At 58.6% G+C, this 17,550-nt stretch carries 9 protein-coding genes and 7 pseudogenes; 13 read left to right on the top strand and 3 right to left on the bottom strand.

The window, feature by feature from the left end; genetic code table 11:
• Positions 1-224: 224 nt before the first annotated feature.
• Positions 225-341 (top strand): annotated as a pseudogene (locus CK222_RS27060) (electron transfer flavoprotein subunit beta/FixA family protein); the annotation flags it as partial.
• Positions 342-349: 8 nt separating this feature from the next.
• On the opposite strand, the pseudogene CK222_RS27065 reads toward CK222_RS27060, so the two are convergent.
• A pseudogene (locus CK222_RS27065) lies at positions 350-480 on the bottom strand (electron transfer flavoprotein subunit beta/FixA family protein); the annotation flags it as partial.
• Between CK222_RS27065 and CK222_RS27070 the strand changes: the two are divergent.
• The 12 genes and pseudogenes from CK222_RS27070 to CK222_RS33125 all read left to right on the top strand — a co-directional run.
• A pseudogene (locus CK222_RS27070) lies at positions 468-1,000 on the top strand (electron transfer flavoprotein subunit alpha/FixB family protein); the annotation flags it as partial. The pseudogenes CK222_RS27065 and CK222_RS27070 overlap by 13 nt on opposite strands.
• 708 nt (positions 1,001-1,708) lie before the next feature.
• Positions 1,709-3,007, top strand: a complete 1,299-nt coding sequence (gene ectB, locus CK222_RS27075; RefSeq protein ID WP_095802483.1) for a diaminobutyrate--2-oxoglutarate transaminase — start codon at positions 1,709-1,711, stop codon at positions 3,005-3,007.
• Positions 3,008-3,169: 162 nt separating this feature from the next.
• Complete coding sequence (locus tag CK222_RS27080; RefSeq protein WP_095802496.1) at positions 3,170-4,642, top strand: aldehyde dehydrogenase family protein; 1,473 nt, start codon at positions 3,170-3,172, stop codon at positions 4,640-4,642.
• Between the two features lie 132 nt (positions 4,643-4,774).
• Positions 4,775-6,460 (top strand): GMC family oxidoreductase N-terminal domain-containing protein, encoded by a 1,686-nt coding sequence (locus tag CK222_RS27085; RefSeq protein WP_095802484.1) that lies wholly within the window; start codon positions 4,775-4,777, stop codon positions 6,458-6,460.
• 519 nt (positions 6,461-6,979) lie between these two features.
• Positions 6,980-8,485: pseudogene (locus CK222_RS27090) on the top strand (ISNCY family transposase).
• Between the two features lie 246 nt (positions 8,486-8,731).
• Positions 8,732-9,771: pseudogene (locus CK222_RS27100) on the top strand (IS110 family transposase).
• Between the two features lie 933 nt (positions 9,772-10,704).
• Positions 10,705-11,376 (top strand): ectoine/hydroxyectoine ABC transporter permease subunit EhuC, encoded by a 672-nt coding sequence (gene ehuC, locus CK222_RS27105; RefSeq protein ID WP_095802486.1) that lies wholly within the window; start codon positions 10,705-10,707, stop codon positions 11,374-11,376.
• Positions 11,373-12,041, top strand: coding sequence for an ectoine/hydroxyectoine ABC transporter permease subunit EhuD (gene ehuD / locus CK222_RS27110; RefSeq protein ID WP_095802487.1), 669 nt, complete (start codon positions 11,373-11,375; stop codon positions 12,039-12,041). Before ehuC ends, ehuD begins: the two co-directional genes overlap by 4 nt.
• A gap of 105 nt (positions 12,042-12,146) precedes the next feature.
• On the top strand, positions 12,147-12,923 hold the full coding sequence (ehuA, locus tag CK222_RS27115; RefSeq protein WP_141247136.1) for an ectoine/hydroxyectoine ABC transporter ATP-binding protein EhuA: 777 nt from the start codon (positions 12,147-12,149) through the stop codon (positions 12,921-12,923).
• Positions 12,924-13,583: 660 nt separating this feature from the next.
• Positions 13,584-14,468, top strand: coding sequence for an ectoine/hydroxyectoine ABC transporter substrate-binding protein EhuB (ehuB, locus tag CK222_RS27120; RefSeq protein WP_245433299.1), 885 nt, complete (start codon positions 13,584-13,586; stop codon positions 14,466-14,468).
• 635 nt (positions 14,469-15,103) lie between these two features.
• Positions 15,104-16,267, top strand: coding sequence for an amidohydrolase (locus CK222_RS27125; RefSeq protein WP_095802497.1), 1,164 nt, complete (start codon positions 15,104-15,106; stop codon positions 16,265-16,267).
• Between the two features lie 318 nt (positions 16,268-16,585).
• Positions 16,586-16,836, top strand: a pseudogene (locus CK222_RS33125) (hypothetical protein); the annotation flags it as partial.
• Here the strand turns inward: CK222_RS33125 and CK222_RS27130 are convergent.
• Both CK222_RS27130 and CK222_RS32740 read right to left on the bottom strand, forming a co-directional pair.
• Positions 16,826-17,344: an IS3 family transposase gene (locus CK222_RS27130; RefSeq protein ID WP_095802490.1), complete on the bottom strand. Its 519-nt coding sequence runs from the start codon at positions 17,342-17,344 to the stop codon at positions 16,826-16,828. The pseudogene CK222_RS33125 and the gene CK222_RS27130 sit on opposite strands and share 11 nt — an antisense overlap.
• Positions 17,341-17,550: pseudogene (locus tag CK222_RS32740) on the bottom strand (hypothetical protein); the annotation flags it as partial. The gene CK222_RS27130 and the pseudogene CK222_RS32740, both read right to left, overlap by 4 nt.

Below are 17,550 nucleotides of genomic sequence, written 5' to 3' on the forward strand. Positions count from 1 at the left end.
GAGCTCAGTCTCCTGCCGGGCGTCGGTGTCTGCGTAGCAGCGGAGTCGGACCATCCACCTGTCTCACTCGCGCCGATATATGGGCGCGATTCCTTCCGAACGTTGCCTCGGCTGAATTGCCGGAACAGCCTAGCATGGAAGCTAATGGCTTGGCGGACAACCTTCGTTGGCGGTTGCTATAATTTCGTAAGGGATGTTGCAAGAACACAAGAAACGAGAGAGGAATGAAGATCCTTGTGCCCGTGAAGCGGGTTGTGGACGCCAACGTCAAGGTCCGCGTGAAAGCCGACGGACTGGGCGTCGAGCTTGCCAACCTCAAGATGGCAATGAACCCGTTCGACGAGGAGGCGCGATAGGCGCCCATGGCGAGCGCGGTGCGCAGCGTCTCCTGGGCCTCCTGTGGACCGATCGAAACGACGATGATCTCTTCTGCCTTGCGGCTTCCTTGATGCGGATCGCTTCCTCGACCGCGATCTCGTCTCGTCGTCTCGCTCTCCGGCTCCTATGACACGATCGTGGCGCCTGCCACCTCGTCGGGCAAGAATGTCGCGCCGCGCGTGTGAGCCCTGCTCGATGTCGCGCAGGTGTCCGAGATCATCGAAGTCGTCTCGCCCGAAACGCTCAAGCGGCCGATCTATGCCGGCAACGTCATCCAGACCGTGCAGGCAACCGACGCCAAGAAGGTGATCACGGTGCGCACTGCCTCCTTCCAGGGGCGCCCGAGGGCGGTTCGGTCTGAGTCGAAACGGCCAGCGCCGCGGCCAATCCCGGCCTCTCGACCTTCCTCGAGAACAAGCTGTGCGAGAACGACCGTTCTGAGCTGACCTCGGCCAAGATCATCATCTCGGCGGGCGCCCTTGGCTCGTCGGAGAAGTTCCATGAAGTCATCCTGCCGGTTGCCGACAAGCTCGGCGCCGCCGTCGGCGCAAGCCGTGCCGCCGTCGACGCCAGCTACGCCCCGAACGACTGCCAGGTCGGCCAGACCCGCAAAGTGGTTTCGCACCTTCATCAAGGAAACCGAACCGTCGTTTTCCCGGCAAGCTCCGGTTCTTACCGTTCCGAAAGATGGCCTGAGATGGCGGCCAGGTCGACGCAGATCCAGTTTGCTATCGAGGACCACCACCGTCACGTATACTCTGTCCCTCATGGTCGTCGGAATGATCCAGAAAGTCCACAATGACCAAGGACGTGCATTCTAACCTAGCCGGTTGGATACTCGTCCTAATCGCATGCGGATAGCTTCCTCAATTGGCTTCGCGCCGTTCAACCGCCCTCAGCGTGCAGCGTGAAGCTGGGAGACCGCCCCGACGGGCGTTTGCGTTAGTGATCTTCCCCCGCGCAATCAAACAGATTGCTCCAGGGCGCCGCCGCTTGCCGCGCCGGCATTTGCCTTTGGTCCGCAGCCTTCAAGCCCCGACTCGCTCAACTCTCGCCAGCGTCCACCCCATTGAGGTGGATATTGAATCAGGACGAAACGCAGCTGTCGCAGCCGCCCCAATTTCCAGTTGGCCATCCAAGGTCTAGCGCCGACTTGTACGAAATCTGCGCAACCAGCTACAGAACGCTGATTTCCTGCGGTACCCGGCCGATATTTCGCTCAACCCGGGCGGCGGAACGAGCTAAGTTACAAGAAACGGCATTGGCCGTCCTCTCACGTTTAAACCGGCCACTAGCCTTACAGGCTGCCCAACTCGAAGGAGTCCCCCCTATGAACCAAATCGCCAAAGATGTGAGCCTCGCACTTTTCGACCGCTTGGAGTCTGAGGTGCGTAGCTACGTCCGCTCGTTTCCGGTCCTATTCGACCGGGGAGTTGGTACGACGCTCACGGCGGCGGATGGTCAGGAATATCTGGACTTCTTCGGTGGCGCGGGTGCGCTCAACTACGGCCATAACAACCCAGCATTCAAGCAGGCGTTGTTAGACTATATTGAGCGCGATGGGATCGTACACAGCCTTGATCTGGCCACAACAGCTAAGAAGGGATTTATTGAAGCTTTCGAGCGCTATATCCTGAAGCCCCGTGGTCTAAGGTACAAACTGCAGTTCACGGGTCCTACGGGTGCCAATGCCGTAGAAGCGGCGCTGAAGCTGGCTCGCCAGGTAACCGGTCGGTCAAATATTGTCTCCTTTACGGGGTCCTATCACGGGGTCAGCGCGGGATCGTTGGCGGCGACCGCGAATAAAGACATGAGGACAGCGGCAGGCTTTCCGCTCGCTCACGTGACATCGTTGCCATTCGAAGGTTACCTAGGGGACTCGTTTGACACGATCGCGTACCTCGAGAAGCTTCTCGTGGATCCGTCAAGCGGTTTTGATACCCCTGCCGCGGTGATCCTCGAGGCGGTTCAAGGTGAAGGGGGCATTAACCCCGCCAGCGTTGAGTGGCTGCAGCGGTTGCGTGAGCTAACTTCGCGGCACGGGATTTTACTGATCCTGGATGACATCCAGGCTGGTGTCGGACGCACGGGGAAATTCTTCAGTTTCGAACCATCTGGCATCGTGCCAGACATCGTTACCCTGTCCAAGTCGTTGTCGGCATACGGCACACCGATGGCTCTTGTTCTAATCAAGCCCGACCTGGATGTTTGGAAGCCGGCAGCGCATACCGGGACCTTCCGGGGCAACAATTTGGCCTTCATTACTGCTCGCGCAGCGCTTGAAACTTACTGGTCCGATTCAAAGTTTGAGGATGACATTGCGCGGAAATCTGAGATTCTGGCTACCGAGCTTGCATCTATTGCCGCCGATCACCCATCTCTCGGGCTGAGCGTGAGGGGCCGCGGACTGATGTATGGGCTCGTTTCACCAAAGGATCACTCGTTGCCTGCGCGTGTTTCGAAGGAGGCCTTCGCTCGCCGTCTGGTCCTAGAAACCGCTGGTTCATACGGTGAAGTGCTAAAGTTCATGCCGGCCCTCACCATAGCCGAGGCTGATCTGCGACGGGGCTTGTCAATCATCCGCGACTGCGTACGAGCGGTGCAGGACGGCACGGCGGCAAGTCGCTGACAGAAGAGGCGTACCACAAAAGCAGCGCCGATCGGTTTGCTTGTGTCTTCGCAGGGCAGTTTCCCTACCTAGGCAATCCGAACGGGTTTCCGCTTCAGCGCGAAACCCTAAGGATTTGCCGCATGTCAGTACTTCTGCGTAATTATTAGTTTGGAGGATTCGATGGCTGGGGCAGAAGTTAACAGAAATTACATAGACGGAGAGTGGAGAGATTCTTCGTCCGGCGGACGGATCGAGGTTGACGACCCCTCAACTGGGGAGACCATTGCGGTCGTCGCAGAGGCGGGACCGGAAGACGTTCATCTCGCCGTTGCCGCCGCCAACCGAGTTTTTCGTGACCGCGTTCTGATAGACATGCATCCCTATGACCGGGGACAGATGCTCTTTCGTGTGGCAGACGCGATCGAGGCGCGCAGCGAGGAGATCGCGACCATTAACTGCATCGAGACGGGCAAGGCGTTGGACCTTGCCCGGGGTGAGGTCCGCACGGCTGTACGCTACCTGCGCTACTATGCTGGTTTGGCCGATAAGCTTGAAGGCCGATCGATCCCTCGCGGGGCCGAGTTCGTCGATTACACCGTCCGGAGCCCCTTCGGTGTTTCGGCCCAGATCGTGCCATGGAATGGTCCTCTTGAACTAACGGCTCGTTCGCTTGCTTGCGCCATTGCCACCGGCAATTCAGTCGTGGTTAAGTCTCCCGAATTGGCTCCCCTGTCTGGGGTGGAGTTTGCGCGCGCCTGCGAAACCGCAGGGTTGCCCGCAGGGGCCGTCAACGTAATCACCGGTTACGGGCAGACCGCCGGCCAAGCGCTGATCGAACATCCCGATGTTCGTCACATCGTGTTCACCGGATCCACAGCAACCGGGCGATCGGTGCTCAAGGCCGCGTCGGAACGCATCGTCCCCTGTATCATGGAACTGGGCGGCAAGTCAGCGGCTGTCGTGTATTCCGACGCAGATCTCGATGCTGTCGTAGACGCGGTACGTGTCGGAACCTATCTGAACGCAGGCCAGAACTGTAACAATTTGACGAGGCTGCTCGTCGAGCGGTCGGTCGCGGAAGAACTATTGGAGAAAGTGAAAGTCTGCGTCGAAGGACTCACCGTTGGTCCGGGGCAGGACAATTGTGACATCACTCCAATGATCTCTCAGAAGCAGCGCCAGGGGGTGACGGAAGCCTGTGAGGTTGCCGTTTTGGAGGGAGCGCGGGTGGTGACCGGCGGAGCCGCACTTTCGGAGCGCAGCGGCTATTTTATGGCTGCGACGGTTTTTGCCGATGTCACGCGAGACAGCAACCTCTTCCAAAGGGAAGTATTCGGTCCCGTTCTGGCGGTAACTGCATTCGATGACCCAGCTGCGGGGATTGAACTAGCCAACGATACTGATCAAGGATTGGCAGCTGGCGTGTTCACGCGGGATATCGACCGTGCTCTTTGGTGCGCCGATCGCCTTTGGGCTGGCCAGGTGTACGTGAATGGGTGGTACGTCGGCGGAGTAGAAACACCATTCGGCGGCGTAAAGCAGTCAGGCTACGGCCGGGAAAAGGGACAGGAAGCACTTGATGGCTACGTCCAGACAAGAAATATCGGCATTCGGATCTCGCAGCCATCATCCGGTGGAGGTAAAAGGCTCTAGGGCCGCACCGTCACGCGCGATCAGGTATTTGCTCAGGCATTTGCACTAACCGCGGCATGCTTTCCCGTGCGTTGCTCGTAGGGCGCCTGCCGCGATCATGCGTCATGCCCACGCGCAAGACAGGAGGGGTCATTGCTTTTCGACTATATAATTGTGGGTGGCGGCTCGTCGGGATGCGTGATGGCGAACCGGCTATCGGCGAATGGCAGTCACGTCCTGCTCATAGAGGCTGGTCCTGATTTTCCTCCGCACGCTGTCCCTGATGATATCCTCGATGGGAACCCTACGCGCGCTTACTACAATCAACGGTACCAATGGCCGTCGCTCACCGCAGCCGTTTCGCGAAATAGCGACCGACGTGTTCACTACGAGCAAGCTCGTGTCATAGGGGGAGGCTCCAGCATCAACGCTCAGGTCGCCAACCGGGGCGGCCCTGCCGATTATGATGAGTGGGCATCCAGCGGGGCGACGGGTTGGGATTGGGAAGGCGTCCTGCCGTATTTCCGCCGGCTTGAATGCGATATGGATTTTCGCGATCGCTTCCACGGCAATAGCGGGCCGCTGCCGATAAGCCGCGCGGACAGAGCTGAGTGGTCGGGGTTCGTCAACGCGGTGTCGACGGCTTTCGAAGATGAAAACATACCCTTCCGGCCAGACTTCAACGGTGAGTTCCGCGACGGCCACTCCGTTGCTCCACTCACAAGCCTTAACCGTCGTCGCGTGTCGGCTGCGATGGCCTATTTACCAGAGAGTGTGCGGGCTCGACCCAACCTAAAAATATTGTCTGATACAACGGTCTTAAAGTTAGCCTGCTCGGGTCGCCAGTTGACGGGCGTTGATACCGATAGCAAAACCGGACCAAAGCCATATAGCGCTAAAACGGTGATCCTATGCGCTGGGGCTATACATTCGCCAGCGATATTGCTGCGATCCGGGATTGGGTCGGGTAAAGCTTTATCTGAAATCGGAATTCAAGTTGTAGCAGACCTTGAAGGGGTTGGAAAAAATCTGCAGGAGCACGCCGGGGTCGCCATATCGGCATACTTGAAGCCAAAGGATAGGATGCTGCCAACCGCGACAGGATATATCCAGATGCATGCTCGATATTCTTCCGGTCACGATGGTTGCCCTCCCACCGACATGGCCGTCTCGATTCTGGCAAAGTCTGCTTGGCATCCCGTTGGCAAACGTCTAGGGACGCTCAACTTCTGGGTCAATCGCGTCTACTCGACAGGAACTGTCTCGCTCGTAAGTCCCTCTCATCTCGCTGAACCAGAAGTGAATTTTGACATGTTGAGCGACGAACGCGACGCTGAGCGGTTGAAAAGCGCGTTTCGATTCATTGCGAGACTGATCAATCATAAGGCTCTGGTGAGCACTGCGCTCGACCCTTTTCCGTCTACGTGGACGGGACGAGCAAAGCGCATAGGCAAGTACAACCGTTTGAATTACGGTCTCACATCCTTTCTCGCGGCCGTCATGGACAGTTCCGCGTCACTCCGTCGAGGCCTTATCAGATTCGCAATCACCGATGGTCGCAGCATCTCAGACCTTCTAGACGATGACGAGCTCCTTGATCGGTTCGTAAGACAAAACGTTTTCGGGAACTTTCATCCAACGTCAACCTGCAGAATGGGATCTGCTCAGGATCCGACCAGCGTGACGGATCCGTCAGGCCGCGTCCATGGAATGTTGGGTTTGAGAGTAGCCGATGCGTCGGTGATGCCATTCTGCCCGCGAGCAAATACGAACATCCCTACGATAATGGTGGCCGAGAAGATGTCTGACGCCGTACTGCATGACCGGCAGCAGCAATAAACGCGCGGTTGTCGGGCAAATCTGGAGCCGGAGCAGGTTGCTTTTCGGGCGAACGTAACCATTTGCCGATACGAGCGCCGCTCGTCGGGAGTCATGCACGAGACGGGTCATCCCAAATTGTGTGCGGTGAGGCCGACGCGCGCAAGTATCCTGAACCAGCCGACGACCCAAATGTCATGAGTCCGGTGTCGTCCTGACTTGGCTCGCGATGCTGATGGAACTTGATGCTGTCTTAGCGCTCGCCTCGCGCCACCAAGCCCCGCAGTACACATGAGCGCATGCGCGCGGCATACCTTTGGTTAAAGATTCCTTTTGTGAAGCAAAAGGGCTCGGTTGCTCCGCACGCTAATCGCCACGTCGTCAACACCACGATACCCTGCCCAGTGCCCCCTGGTCCGAGGCGGCGAGCTCTGCGGCGCGGCAATCTGGGCCGCATTGCCTCGTCGAAAATGTTCCTGAATGTTCAACCGTTGCCTCACATAAGTTGCTCCCTACCGAGGGGTATGAGCAGGGGCGACTATGGGACGGCTGAGCATAGCGACACGGAAAGAACTGACGACGGCGGTTTCAGAGCGCTATCGTGCTTCGACGCGAGCGGAGAAGGCGAGAATTTTGGATGAGTTCGTCGTCATCACCGGCTTTCACCGCAAGCACGCGATGCGGCTGCTACGACGCGGTAAGGGGCCGGTTTCAGGCCGGCGAGCGCGGCCGCGGATTTATGATGAAGCGGAACGCAATGCGCTCATATTGCTCTGGGAGGCGTCTGACCGCGTCTGCGGCAAGCGGCTGAAGGCGTTGCTGCCGTCCTTCTCGAGGCGATGGAACGGCACGGTCATTTCGACCTGGCGCCCGAAATCCGAAGCAAATTGCTGGCGATGAGCGCAGCCACGATCGACAGGACGCTGGGACCGATCCGAGAAGGCTTGGGACGTCCCCGACGACGGCCCGCGGCGCATGCCCTGCGACGGAGCATTCCCATTAGAACGTCGGCGATTGGGACGATCCAGCGCCAGGCTTCGTTGAGGCGTCGCCCATAGCGGCCCTTCGGCTCGCGGCAGCTTCCTCCAAACCCTCGTGCTCACCGACATCGCAACCGGCTGGACGGAATGTGCGCCGCTGCTGGTTCGCGAACAGACGCTGTTGAGCACGGTGCTCACAGAATTGCGCAAGCAACTGCCCTTCGCGCTTCTCGGCCTGGATACGGACAACGACACCGTTTTCATGAACGAGACGCTGAAGGACTACTGCGACGCCGCCAACATCGTCTTCACGCGCTGCCGCCCCCATCGCAAGAACGACCAGGCCTTTGTCGAGCAGAAGAATGGCGCCGTGGTGCGCAGGATGGTTGGATATCGTCGGTTCGAGGGGCTCGAGGCCGTCACGCTGTTGGCGAAGCTCTACCGATCAGTGCGGCTGTTCGTGAACTTCTTTCAACCGTCGTTCAAATTGATCGCGAAGCAGCGCGACGGCGCGCGTGTGCGCAAGACCTACAGTCCGCCGGCTACGCCGCATCAGCGTCTGGTTGACGACGCTCGCACGTCAGATGCAGTCCGCTCCCGTCTGCAGGAAATCTACGCCGGACTCGATCCTGTCCTGCTGTTGCGCGATATCCGCGCCATGCAGGAGCGGCTCGCTGCGCTTGCCGATACTTCGCCGGCCGTGCGCCCTGACGGGGCAGCCCAGCCGATCGACCTTTTCCTGGCGACTTTGCGGACTGCCTGGGAGGACGGTGCTATCCGGCCGACGGATCGCCCGATTGTGAAAGCCAAAAGGGGGCGGCGGCGTCCTGACCCTCTCGTCAAGGCGACTGCGGACTTACGAAATTGGTTCGAAGCCGAACCATGGCGAACCGGCAGCGAACTTCTGTCGCGACTGCAGGCCGAGTACCCCGGCGATTACCCGGACAAACTGCTTCGAACGCTTCAGCGCCGGCTAAAGGTCTGGCGCAGCGAACAGGCGGACGCGTTGCTGTTTGGCCCCTTGAACAAGGAGCCGCCGATCCTGGAGATCGCAAGGCCACACTGAGGCGCCGTGGCGCTCGCGAAGGAGGCCGGGCGCTGCGAAACCCCGGCCATCTCCGCGCCCGGCCTCCTTCTCCCCAAGCCGGGAGCAAAATGGATGAGGCAACGCTCGAATCTCGGGGAGCATCGTTACGTGAGGCAATACGACCTCTCTCCCAGATTGATGGTGTGGAACGGCCCCGCTACCGACAGCATCTAAGTGCTAGAACGTGGTCGTTGCAAGCAACGCCACAAGGAAGGGAGCCGTTCCGTGAAGCAGGTTAACACCATCGGCCTGGATTTGGCCAAGAACGTTTTTCAAATTCATGGCGCCGACGCCGAGGGCGCGCCGATTTTCAATCGCAAACTGCGTCGAGCCGAGCTGCTGGTTTTTTTCGAAAAGCTTCCGCGGTGTCTGGTTGGTTTGGAAGCGTGCGGCGGTTCGCATTATTGGGCGCGCGAGATTGCGGCGCTCGGTCACGACGTGCGTTTGATCCCGCCGATTTATGTGAAGCCCTTCGTGAAACGAGGCAAGACGGACGCCGCCGACGCCGAAGCGATCAGCGAAGCCGTCACCCGCAAGACCATGCGTTTCGTTCCGATCAAATCGGCTGATCAACAAGCGGCGGCCATGGTGCTGAGGACGCGCGCCCTTTTGATCCGCCAGCAAACTCAGGCGATCAACGCGCTTCGCGGGCATTTGTCGGAGTTGGGCGTTGTTGCCGCCCTCGGCACGGCTAAAGTGGCTGCGTTGATCGAGATCGTGCGGGACGAGGAGGACGTTTGCCTGCCAAAAGCCGCTCGAATGGCTTTGGCTGAAATCGCCGATCAGATCGAGGCGCTGACGCGTCAAATCGACAAGCTCGAACGAGGGATCGTCGGCGAGGCGAAGCGCGACGAGGACATGCGACGGCTGACGACAATTCCGGGCGTCGGAGCGATCCGGCGGCTACCGTCAAAGCGCTGATCCCGGATCCCGACGGGTTCAAATCCGCCCGTCACTTCGCCGCCTGGCTAGGACTGACGCCAAAGCCCCATTCGAGCGGTGGCAAGGAGCGGCTCGGCGGCATATCGAAAATGGGCAACCCAACGCTCCGCTCGCTGCTTGTTTGTGGCGCGACGTCGGTCTTGCGACGCGTGAAGGGCAACGACAAAGCGCCGCGATGGCTAGTCGCGCTTTTAGCGCGGCGGCCTTTCAAGGTCGTCGCAATCGCGCTCGCCAACAAGATGGCGAGGATCATTTGGGCGCTGCTCACCAGGGGCGGGACATACCGAAATACTGGCGCGGCGAGCGGCGCAGCACACGCCTGAGCCGAACGACGACCAGGACGGACTGGCCGGCGCGACGCCGGACAGAGGCGAGGTGCAAAATTAGACGATGATCCACGGGACGAAATCCCGAGGCGAGAGAGGCCGGCGCGACAATGCGCTTAAAGCGCGTCAGATTCATCAGCCCATCGCATCGCGAATTTCATCGAGGCCAGCGGTCTTAGACCGCGCTGAAAGGCCGGACATATGACCGCACCGATCCCGCTGGATGAAATGTCTGAAAAAAGTCCTTGCCCGCGTGGCCGTTCCACATATGTCGCGCTATAGAGCTCGCCCGCTGTCGCAGCGCAGCGCTACTAGAACGATGGCAAAAAGGCATAGGCGTACCGCGTGCCCGGTCCAATTCGCCATCCGCGTAGCGGGCCCTTTGGCAGCAGTCGGACAACAGGGCCGTGGCCCATGCTTTAGCAACAGCGAATTAGCGCCCGAATCGCCGGTTTCCTGCGTGTATGAGCCAAAAAACGTCCGAAATGCTGTAATTTAAGTGATATCGTAATCGGCAGGGAGATGGGGGGCCGAGCATCCAATTCGCGTCCAAGAATATGTGAACGGTGTTTCACCGTTTGGGCGCGCCAGCCCGAAACATAAGGAGGAGATATGGACAAGCGCCAACACCTTACACCCGGATCGATCCCTGAGACGGAAAGTTCTAAGGGGAATGGCCGCACTGGGCATCTCGGCGGTAGCTACCGCCCGGCATTAAAGGGGCAATCCGCAATGATGATCCACTCGAGCTCGCTCACCCCTTCAAACCAAACTCCGGCTATCCAGCCTTTGCACTTCCAAAAAGCGAGAAGGACACAGTGGCCGCGATGAACGCGCTGTTGAAGGATTATATGAGCTTTGCTGAGTCGCGTTTCCCATCCTGATGCATCTCCCCCCTTAGGCCGGGGAATGTCAAATTGGATATTAGAAATGAACGAATTCGTCATCACCTTCAGCGTGTTAGCGCTCGCCCATGGCCTCCTGATTACAATAATTGTAACGATCGGGGCTTCTCTGGTGGCAATAGCGCTCGGGCTTATCGCCGGATTAACTCGGGTTTCTTCCCAGTGGCCGCTGGGATGGCTAGCGGTTGCATATGTCGAATTCTTTCGCGGAACTTCGCTTCTGGTACAGGTCTATTTGCTGTTCTTTGTGCTGCCGTTCTTTGGCGTGGCCCTGTCGCCGTGGGCGGTTGCTATTTTCGGCATTGGCATGAACTATTCCGCTTATCTCGCCGAGGTGGTGCGCTCCGCAATCCAGGCTGTCGACTTGGGCCAATATGAAGCGAGTATCGCGCTCAACTTCCCGCGGCTCACCATGATGCGCCGCATCGTGGTGCCGCAGGCGATCCGAAGCATGCTGCCGCCGTCGGGCAACTTGCTGATCGAGCTGCTTAAGTCTACCTCGCTCGTATTCTTCATAACCATCACCGAGTTCACCAGCGCCTCGAAGCTGGCGGCCGACGCCACCGGCAACTACCTGCTGTTCTTCGCGGTCGCACTGTTTGGCTACTACTTCGTCGCGCGTGCCCTGATCACCCCTCTGGTGCGGTGGCTTGAGCGCCGGCTCTCAAGGGGATTCGTGCGGGGGGCACTTGCATGAGCATGTGGGACTGGTCCTACGTCTGGGACGCGTGGCCGTACCTTTACCACGGGGCGATCGTCACGATTCAGGCAACCGTGCTCAGCTTTGCGATCGCGGTGGTGCTAGGCCTTGTCGTCGCGCTGATCCGCCAGTCGCGGAACCGCTACGTTTCAATGGCCATGACGGAGTTCGTGGAATTTATTCGCTCCACGCCCCTGCTGCTCCAGGTGTTCTTCGTCTATTTCGTGGGACCGCAATTCGGGATCCGCATCCCTGCGTGGACAGCCGGCATCAGCATGCTCGGAATCCACTACGCCGCTTATTGCTCAGAAGTGTTTCGCGCCGGTATTCTGGCGGTTGAAGAAGGCCAGTGGGAGGCCTGCACCGCGCTCAACCTGTCGCGAATGCGAACCTGGCGCACCATCATTCTGCCGCAAGCGATCCCGCCCATTGTCCCAGCCTTGGGCAACTACTTTGTCGGCATGTTCAAGGAAACGCCGATCCTTGCTGCCATCGCCATCCTGGAGATGTTGCAGCAGGCGAAGATTTTCGGCGCCAATAACTACCGCTACACCGAGGCCATCGTCATGGTGGGCTTCTTCTTTCTCGTGTTCAGCCTAGTCGCTTCCGCAATCGTTCAGTCGGTGAGCATCTGGCTCAACCGCCGCTATCGATTGCAGTAGGAAGTACGTCATTGCACGAACCCAAGGGCCGCTTTGAGAACGCCGCAAATAGCAATGGGGGCTGATCGTGCTGCGCAACCCGACGTCACGAGCAACGAGAAAGTCATGAACGAACCGATGGTCCGCTTCGAAAACGTTACAAAACGATATGGCTCGCTAACCGTGCTCGATGAGCTTAACCTCGACATCGCGCGTAACGAGAAGGTTTGCATTATCGGGCCTTCCGGCTCTGGCAAGACCACAGTCCTCCGAATGCTCATGACGTTGGAACAAATCCAAGGAGGAGTGATTTGGGTTGATGGAGAGCCGCTCACGCATATGCGGAAGAATGGCCAGTTGGTCCCAGCGAATGACCGGCATCTCAGGCGTGTCCGCAGCAAGATCGGCATGGTCTTTCAGCACTTCAATCTCTTTCCCCACCTGACCGCCCTGCAAAATTGCATGGAGGCTCCGGTTTCCGTGCTCGGGCTGCCGAAGAAGGAAGCGGAGGCGCGGGCCGCCGAACTGCTCGACATGGTGGGGCTCGGCGACAAAAGAAATCACTTTCCGATTCAACTTTCTGGCGGACAGAAGCAGCGGGTGGCGATCGCTCGTGCGCTTGCCATGCGGCCCAAGGTGATGCTGTTTGATGAGGTGACGTCAGCGCTCGACCCAGAGCTGATCGGGGAGGTACTCAATGTCATCCGCAAGCTCGGCACCGAGCATGACCTCACAATGCTGATGGTCACGCACCAGATGGGTTTTGCCAAAGAATTTTCCGACCGGGTCTGTTTCTTCTACGGCGGGAAGATCGTCGAGCAGGGCCCGCCCGACCAACTCTTGAGCAACCCGCAGAACGACCGTACGCATCAGTTCCTCAGCGCCGTGCTGGAGGCTAGATAGGTATCGCCGCCTTATACCACCGCCGCGGCCTATTGTGGGGCAGCCAAGGTTAGAAGTGACGGGGCGGTCGCATTCTGCACCTGTTGTCATAGCCTGCTTGCGAGTTTGCAAAGCCCAATTGGAATGCCGTCTCGCGCCTGGGATCTTGTGCCAACGGTCCTGGCGTGTTGACCCGTTTCGTTCTGTGACTAGCGTTGTCTTGGTGGCTCGCGGCGAGCAATCAACGGGTTGGAAGAATGAAATATGACGTGAGAGGCAGGTGGCCTACCGGGGGCCAGTCGGCCTGCGCTTCCACCGACGGGGCTGCGCAATCCTGGCCAGCTCCACCCGGTCGACGCTCGGCGTTGTGCCGCTACAAGAATTGCATGTCGATTGAGGGACATCCTCGCGCGCCAATCGACATGAAAACGCCGGTTTCCTGCTTGGTTCGAGGATAAATCGCGCAACACGGGCAGCTCATTCTGCTAATTCAAGGAGCGGGTACTGAGCGGTCCGATCCCAGTATGAAGAAGTAGCGACATGGAAATCGTATCGTCTTCGAGGCGCGACTTTGAACCCGTAAGAAGGGGAACCGCCGCACATCTCATGTGAACGCATGGACGTTAGATCGTCATCATCAATCAGTCGGGGAAGCTGCCGAACCGAACGGAGGATTATCAGATGGACAAGTGTCAACGTGAACAAAACAGGGCTGATTGCTTGCGCGGCGCGATTCTGACGGGAATGACTGCACTCGGAATAGCGGTGATGGCGATCGCGACCTTTGTCAGTTCAGCTTCGGCGCTATCGCTGCTCGACAAGATCAGGAATGGAGAGACGATCCGGATCGGCTATTCCAATGATGCTCCTTGGGCATTCCCTGGTGAGAACAAGGAGCCGCTGGGCTTGCAAAATGTGATCGCATTGGAGGTGTTAAAGAAACTGGGGGTCTCCAAAGTGGAATCGGTGGTGACAGAATGGGGCTCGCTCGTCCCCGGCCTTCAGGCGGGCCGCTTCGACATAATAACCGACGGCATGTACATCTTGCCCGAGCGCTGCCGCAACGTGCTGTTCACGGAGCCGGTCGCCAGCATTCCGACTGGGATGGCCGTAATGAAGGGTAATCCGAAAGGCCTGCATTCGTATCAGGACGTCCGCGACAAAGGCGTGACCGTTGTTACAGGCGTGGGCTACCGGGCGGTGAAGAACGCCCAAGAAGTCGGGATCCCCGACGAGAAGATCATGCAGGTCGCCGGTAACGTGGAGATTGTCCAAGCTATCAAGGGCGGTCGCGCCGATGCCGGGGTCGGCGACTACCTGGGGATCAAACAAGCTATCAGCAACGAGGACGGGCTCGAGATGGCTGATCCCTTCGCGCAGTACGAAAAGCCAGGCTACCCCGCCTTCGCTTTTCGGCTCAACGAGTCGATGGCGGTCGAGGCCTTCAATGCGCAGCTGAAAGATTATCTCGGCTCCAAAGAGATGATGAAGTCGGTCAGCAAATACGGATACAACAAGTCGACATTGCCGGACGGCAGCAAGACCGTGGATCTGTGCAAGCGTTGAAAGACTCGGTTGGGGCTCTTAGGCTGGTTATTCTCCTCAACCGACCGGGCGAGCCCACCTCTGAGAAAACAATGAGCGGATGCTCGCCCGGCTTTGATTGGGGGCGCCGCTCAACGTGGGAATGACCACAAGGGGGGTGGCGGTCAGCCGCGGCGCCGGTGGCTAGCAAGCAGCCTCAGCCCGGCATTCTGATACCTATCTATCCGGCTTGTTCAGGCTGAGGGCCGCTCGCTGTCAGCCGGCTGCCTTCGGCTCCTGCTGCGCAAGGACTGCACCGGATTGAAGAAGACGTTGGCGTTCCGACATCCTGCCGACGCAATTCGCCTACGCTCACTTGTTGGAAAGCGATCTGCCGGCGAGGCCAGAACGCAGGAATAGAGGGAGCCGAACTGGCAACGATTGGGTGCCTCGAAGCGATGCAATCAGATTCCAAGTCAGAAAGAATGTGCAGACCACAGTAGCAACGCAGTTTCACGCCTCTATGACCTCTAGTTTGATAGGGGCAGACGGGCAGACCTAGGCTTTTTGCCAAGCATGGAGAGGTTCCGGCCTTAGAAGGTTGAGCGATGTCGGGACTTCAATTCGTCGCGGCAACGTACGGCCTGCGAGGTTTCTACCAACGCAAAGGGATTTACATGCCGATCATAAATCGCATCGCAGACTTTCTCCCGGACCTGGTCGCTTGGCGTCGCGACTTACACGCAAATCCAGAACTTGGTTTCGAGGTGCACCGAACTGCAGCGTTCGTGGCCGATCGCCTTCGCGAATTTGGCTGCGACAGGGTGATAACGGGAGTCGGGAAGACTGGCGTCGTCGGAGTGATCACAGGCAAGCGAGTTGGTGGCCCCGAAAAGACCATAGGCTTGCGAGCCGACATGGACGCACTTCCGATCCAAGAGGCAACGAATCTGCCCTTCGCCTCAACAAACAGAGGTGTCATGCATGCCTGCGGCCATGACGGCCACACTGCGATGCTGTTGGGCGCCGCCCGGTACCTTTCCGACACTAGGAACTTTGCTGGCACTGTTGTCTTGATCTTCGAGCCCGCAGAAGAGCTCGGGACGGGCGCATTAGCTATGCTTGCCGATGGTATGCTGGAGAACTTCGGCATTCAGCAGGTATATGGCATGCACAACCTTCCGGGAATGCCGGTAGGTGTGTTCGGAATTCGACAGGGCGCTGCATTCGCTGGCACGGACATCATTGGGTTTAAGATTGAGGGCCGTGGTGGTCACCACGGCTTGCCGCATAAATCCATCGACCCGATTTTGGTCGGCGCGCAACTGATCACTGCGATACAGCAGATCTTGGCGCAGAATGTTGACCCTATCGAATCTGCAGGATTTTCATTCGACAGTTTCCACTCGGGCGACGGGCTGGCGACAATTGCCCAGACAGCGGAATTGTCGGGGACGATACGAGCGCTGAAACAGGAGGTACGTGACATCGTCCTAAGACGGTTGGGGGAGGTAGTTGCCGGCATCTCTCAAGTGACCGGCGCAACAATACACCTAACAAGTCAGATCGGCGAGATCGTCCTTGTCAACCAACCTGGGCCAACTAAGATGGCTATTGCTTCGGCAATGGACATAGCGGGAGAAGACAACGTCCTATCGACGCCTCAAGTGCTCACTGGTGACGATTTTGCGAGACTGGCGGAGGCGCGCCCTGGCGCTTACATCTGGTGCGGTAATGGCGACAGCCCCGGCTTGCATCATGCAGCCTACAACTTCAATGAGGATGCGATCCCATTCGGCACCTCATATTGGATCAAGCTGGTTGAGAACACGCTCACCTAATTCGATTGTGATATTGCAGGGGCCATATTGCGACAAACCTGACGGATCAAGGTCGCGCTCTATCAAATGTTAAAACTGTGGGCTGGGCGCATTCGTAAGGCAACCAAAGCACGAATAGCAGTTAACCGTGTGATCCCGTCGGGCGAGAGACGACGAGCGCGTCGTTCGGGGAGAAGGAGCGCCTGGTCGCGGCGTCGCTTGGGCCTTGGGGTGTCGGTGAGTGGCGCCGCACGGTGAGAGCTCGCGAGCGTTTGCCGAAGTTGTCGTGGTTTGCGTTGAGCCTGTCGCCGCTTTGGTGCCGGCGGCGAGCCCTGTAACGATATCGAGCGGGAGATCAACGGCCTATCGCCGGTCCAACGCCACGCCGTGCGTCCGGAGCGGACGTGCCGCTGGTCACCGAGCTCGAGCGCTGGATGATCGAGACGCGCGACTAGCTCGTCAGCAGCGCGACACGGGCGACCTTTTCGGGCCACCGCAGATTTGACGGCTTCGGTCACCCCGAACAACCTGCTCGGCGGGAAGCAAGCCGGTTTGACGAGGGGCGTATCGCCGTAACGCCTAACGCTGCTGCAGGGCCGCAATGGCAAGGCTTGCTCTGAGATGCGTATCCAACGCCCACCCGACCACCCTGCGGCTAAAGGCGTCAAGCACAACGGCAAGGAAAGCAACCTCCTCAGCCAGATGCAGGAAGGTGATATCGGCAACCCATAGCTGGTTGACCCCACTGAGGATCATGCCCCTGGCAAGGTTCGGCACGACTTGCCAACCGTGCCTCGAGTTCGTCGTTGCAGGAACAAAGGGTCGCGCGCGCAGGCACAGCAGATTGTCTTCACGCATGATGCGTAGAACGCACTTGTGATTGACTTGCCATCCCTCCCGACGCAACAGGGCTCCAATCCGGCGGTAACCGTAGTGCGCGTTTACGAGAGCCAACTTTTGAATGAGATCTCGCAAACCTGTCTCGGCCCGACGAGGGGCCGAGTCTAGCCAGTGACGGTAATAACTCGCGCGGCTGATACCAGCGAGCCAGCACATTCGATCGATGTTGAATTCGCCTTGCGACAGGCCGGTCGTCATCTTTTCGATGACTTTGAAGATCCCGTTTCGCCAAGAGCGCTGCTCCGGCGCTGATCTTCCTCGAAGTGCCGCAAGGCTTCGCGAAAAAAATCGAGATCGAGCTGCTGTTGCCCGACTTTCTGCTCTAATTGCGTGTTTCGGTAATTCCCGGACACCCTTTTCGCTAAATCCCGGACAGTGATTTCAGTAATTCGCGGACAGCGATT

The sequence above is a fragment of the Mesorhizobium sp. WSM3866 genome (assembly GCF_002294795.1).
Classification (GTDB): Bacteria; Pseudomonadota; Alphaproteobacteria; order Rhizobiales; family Rhizobiaceae; genus Mesorhizobium.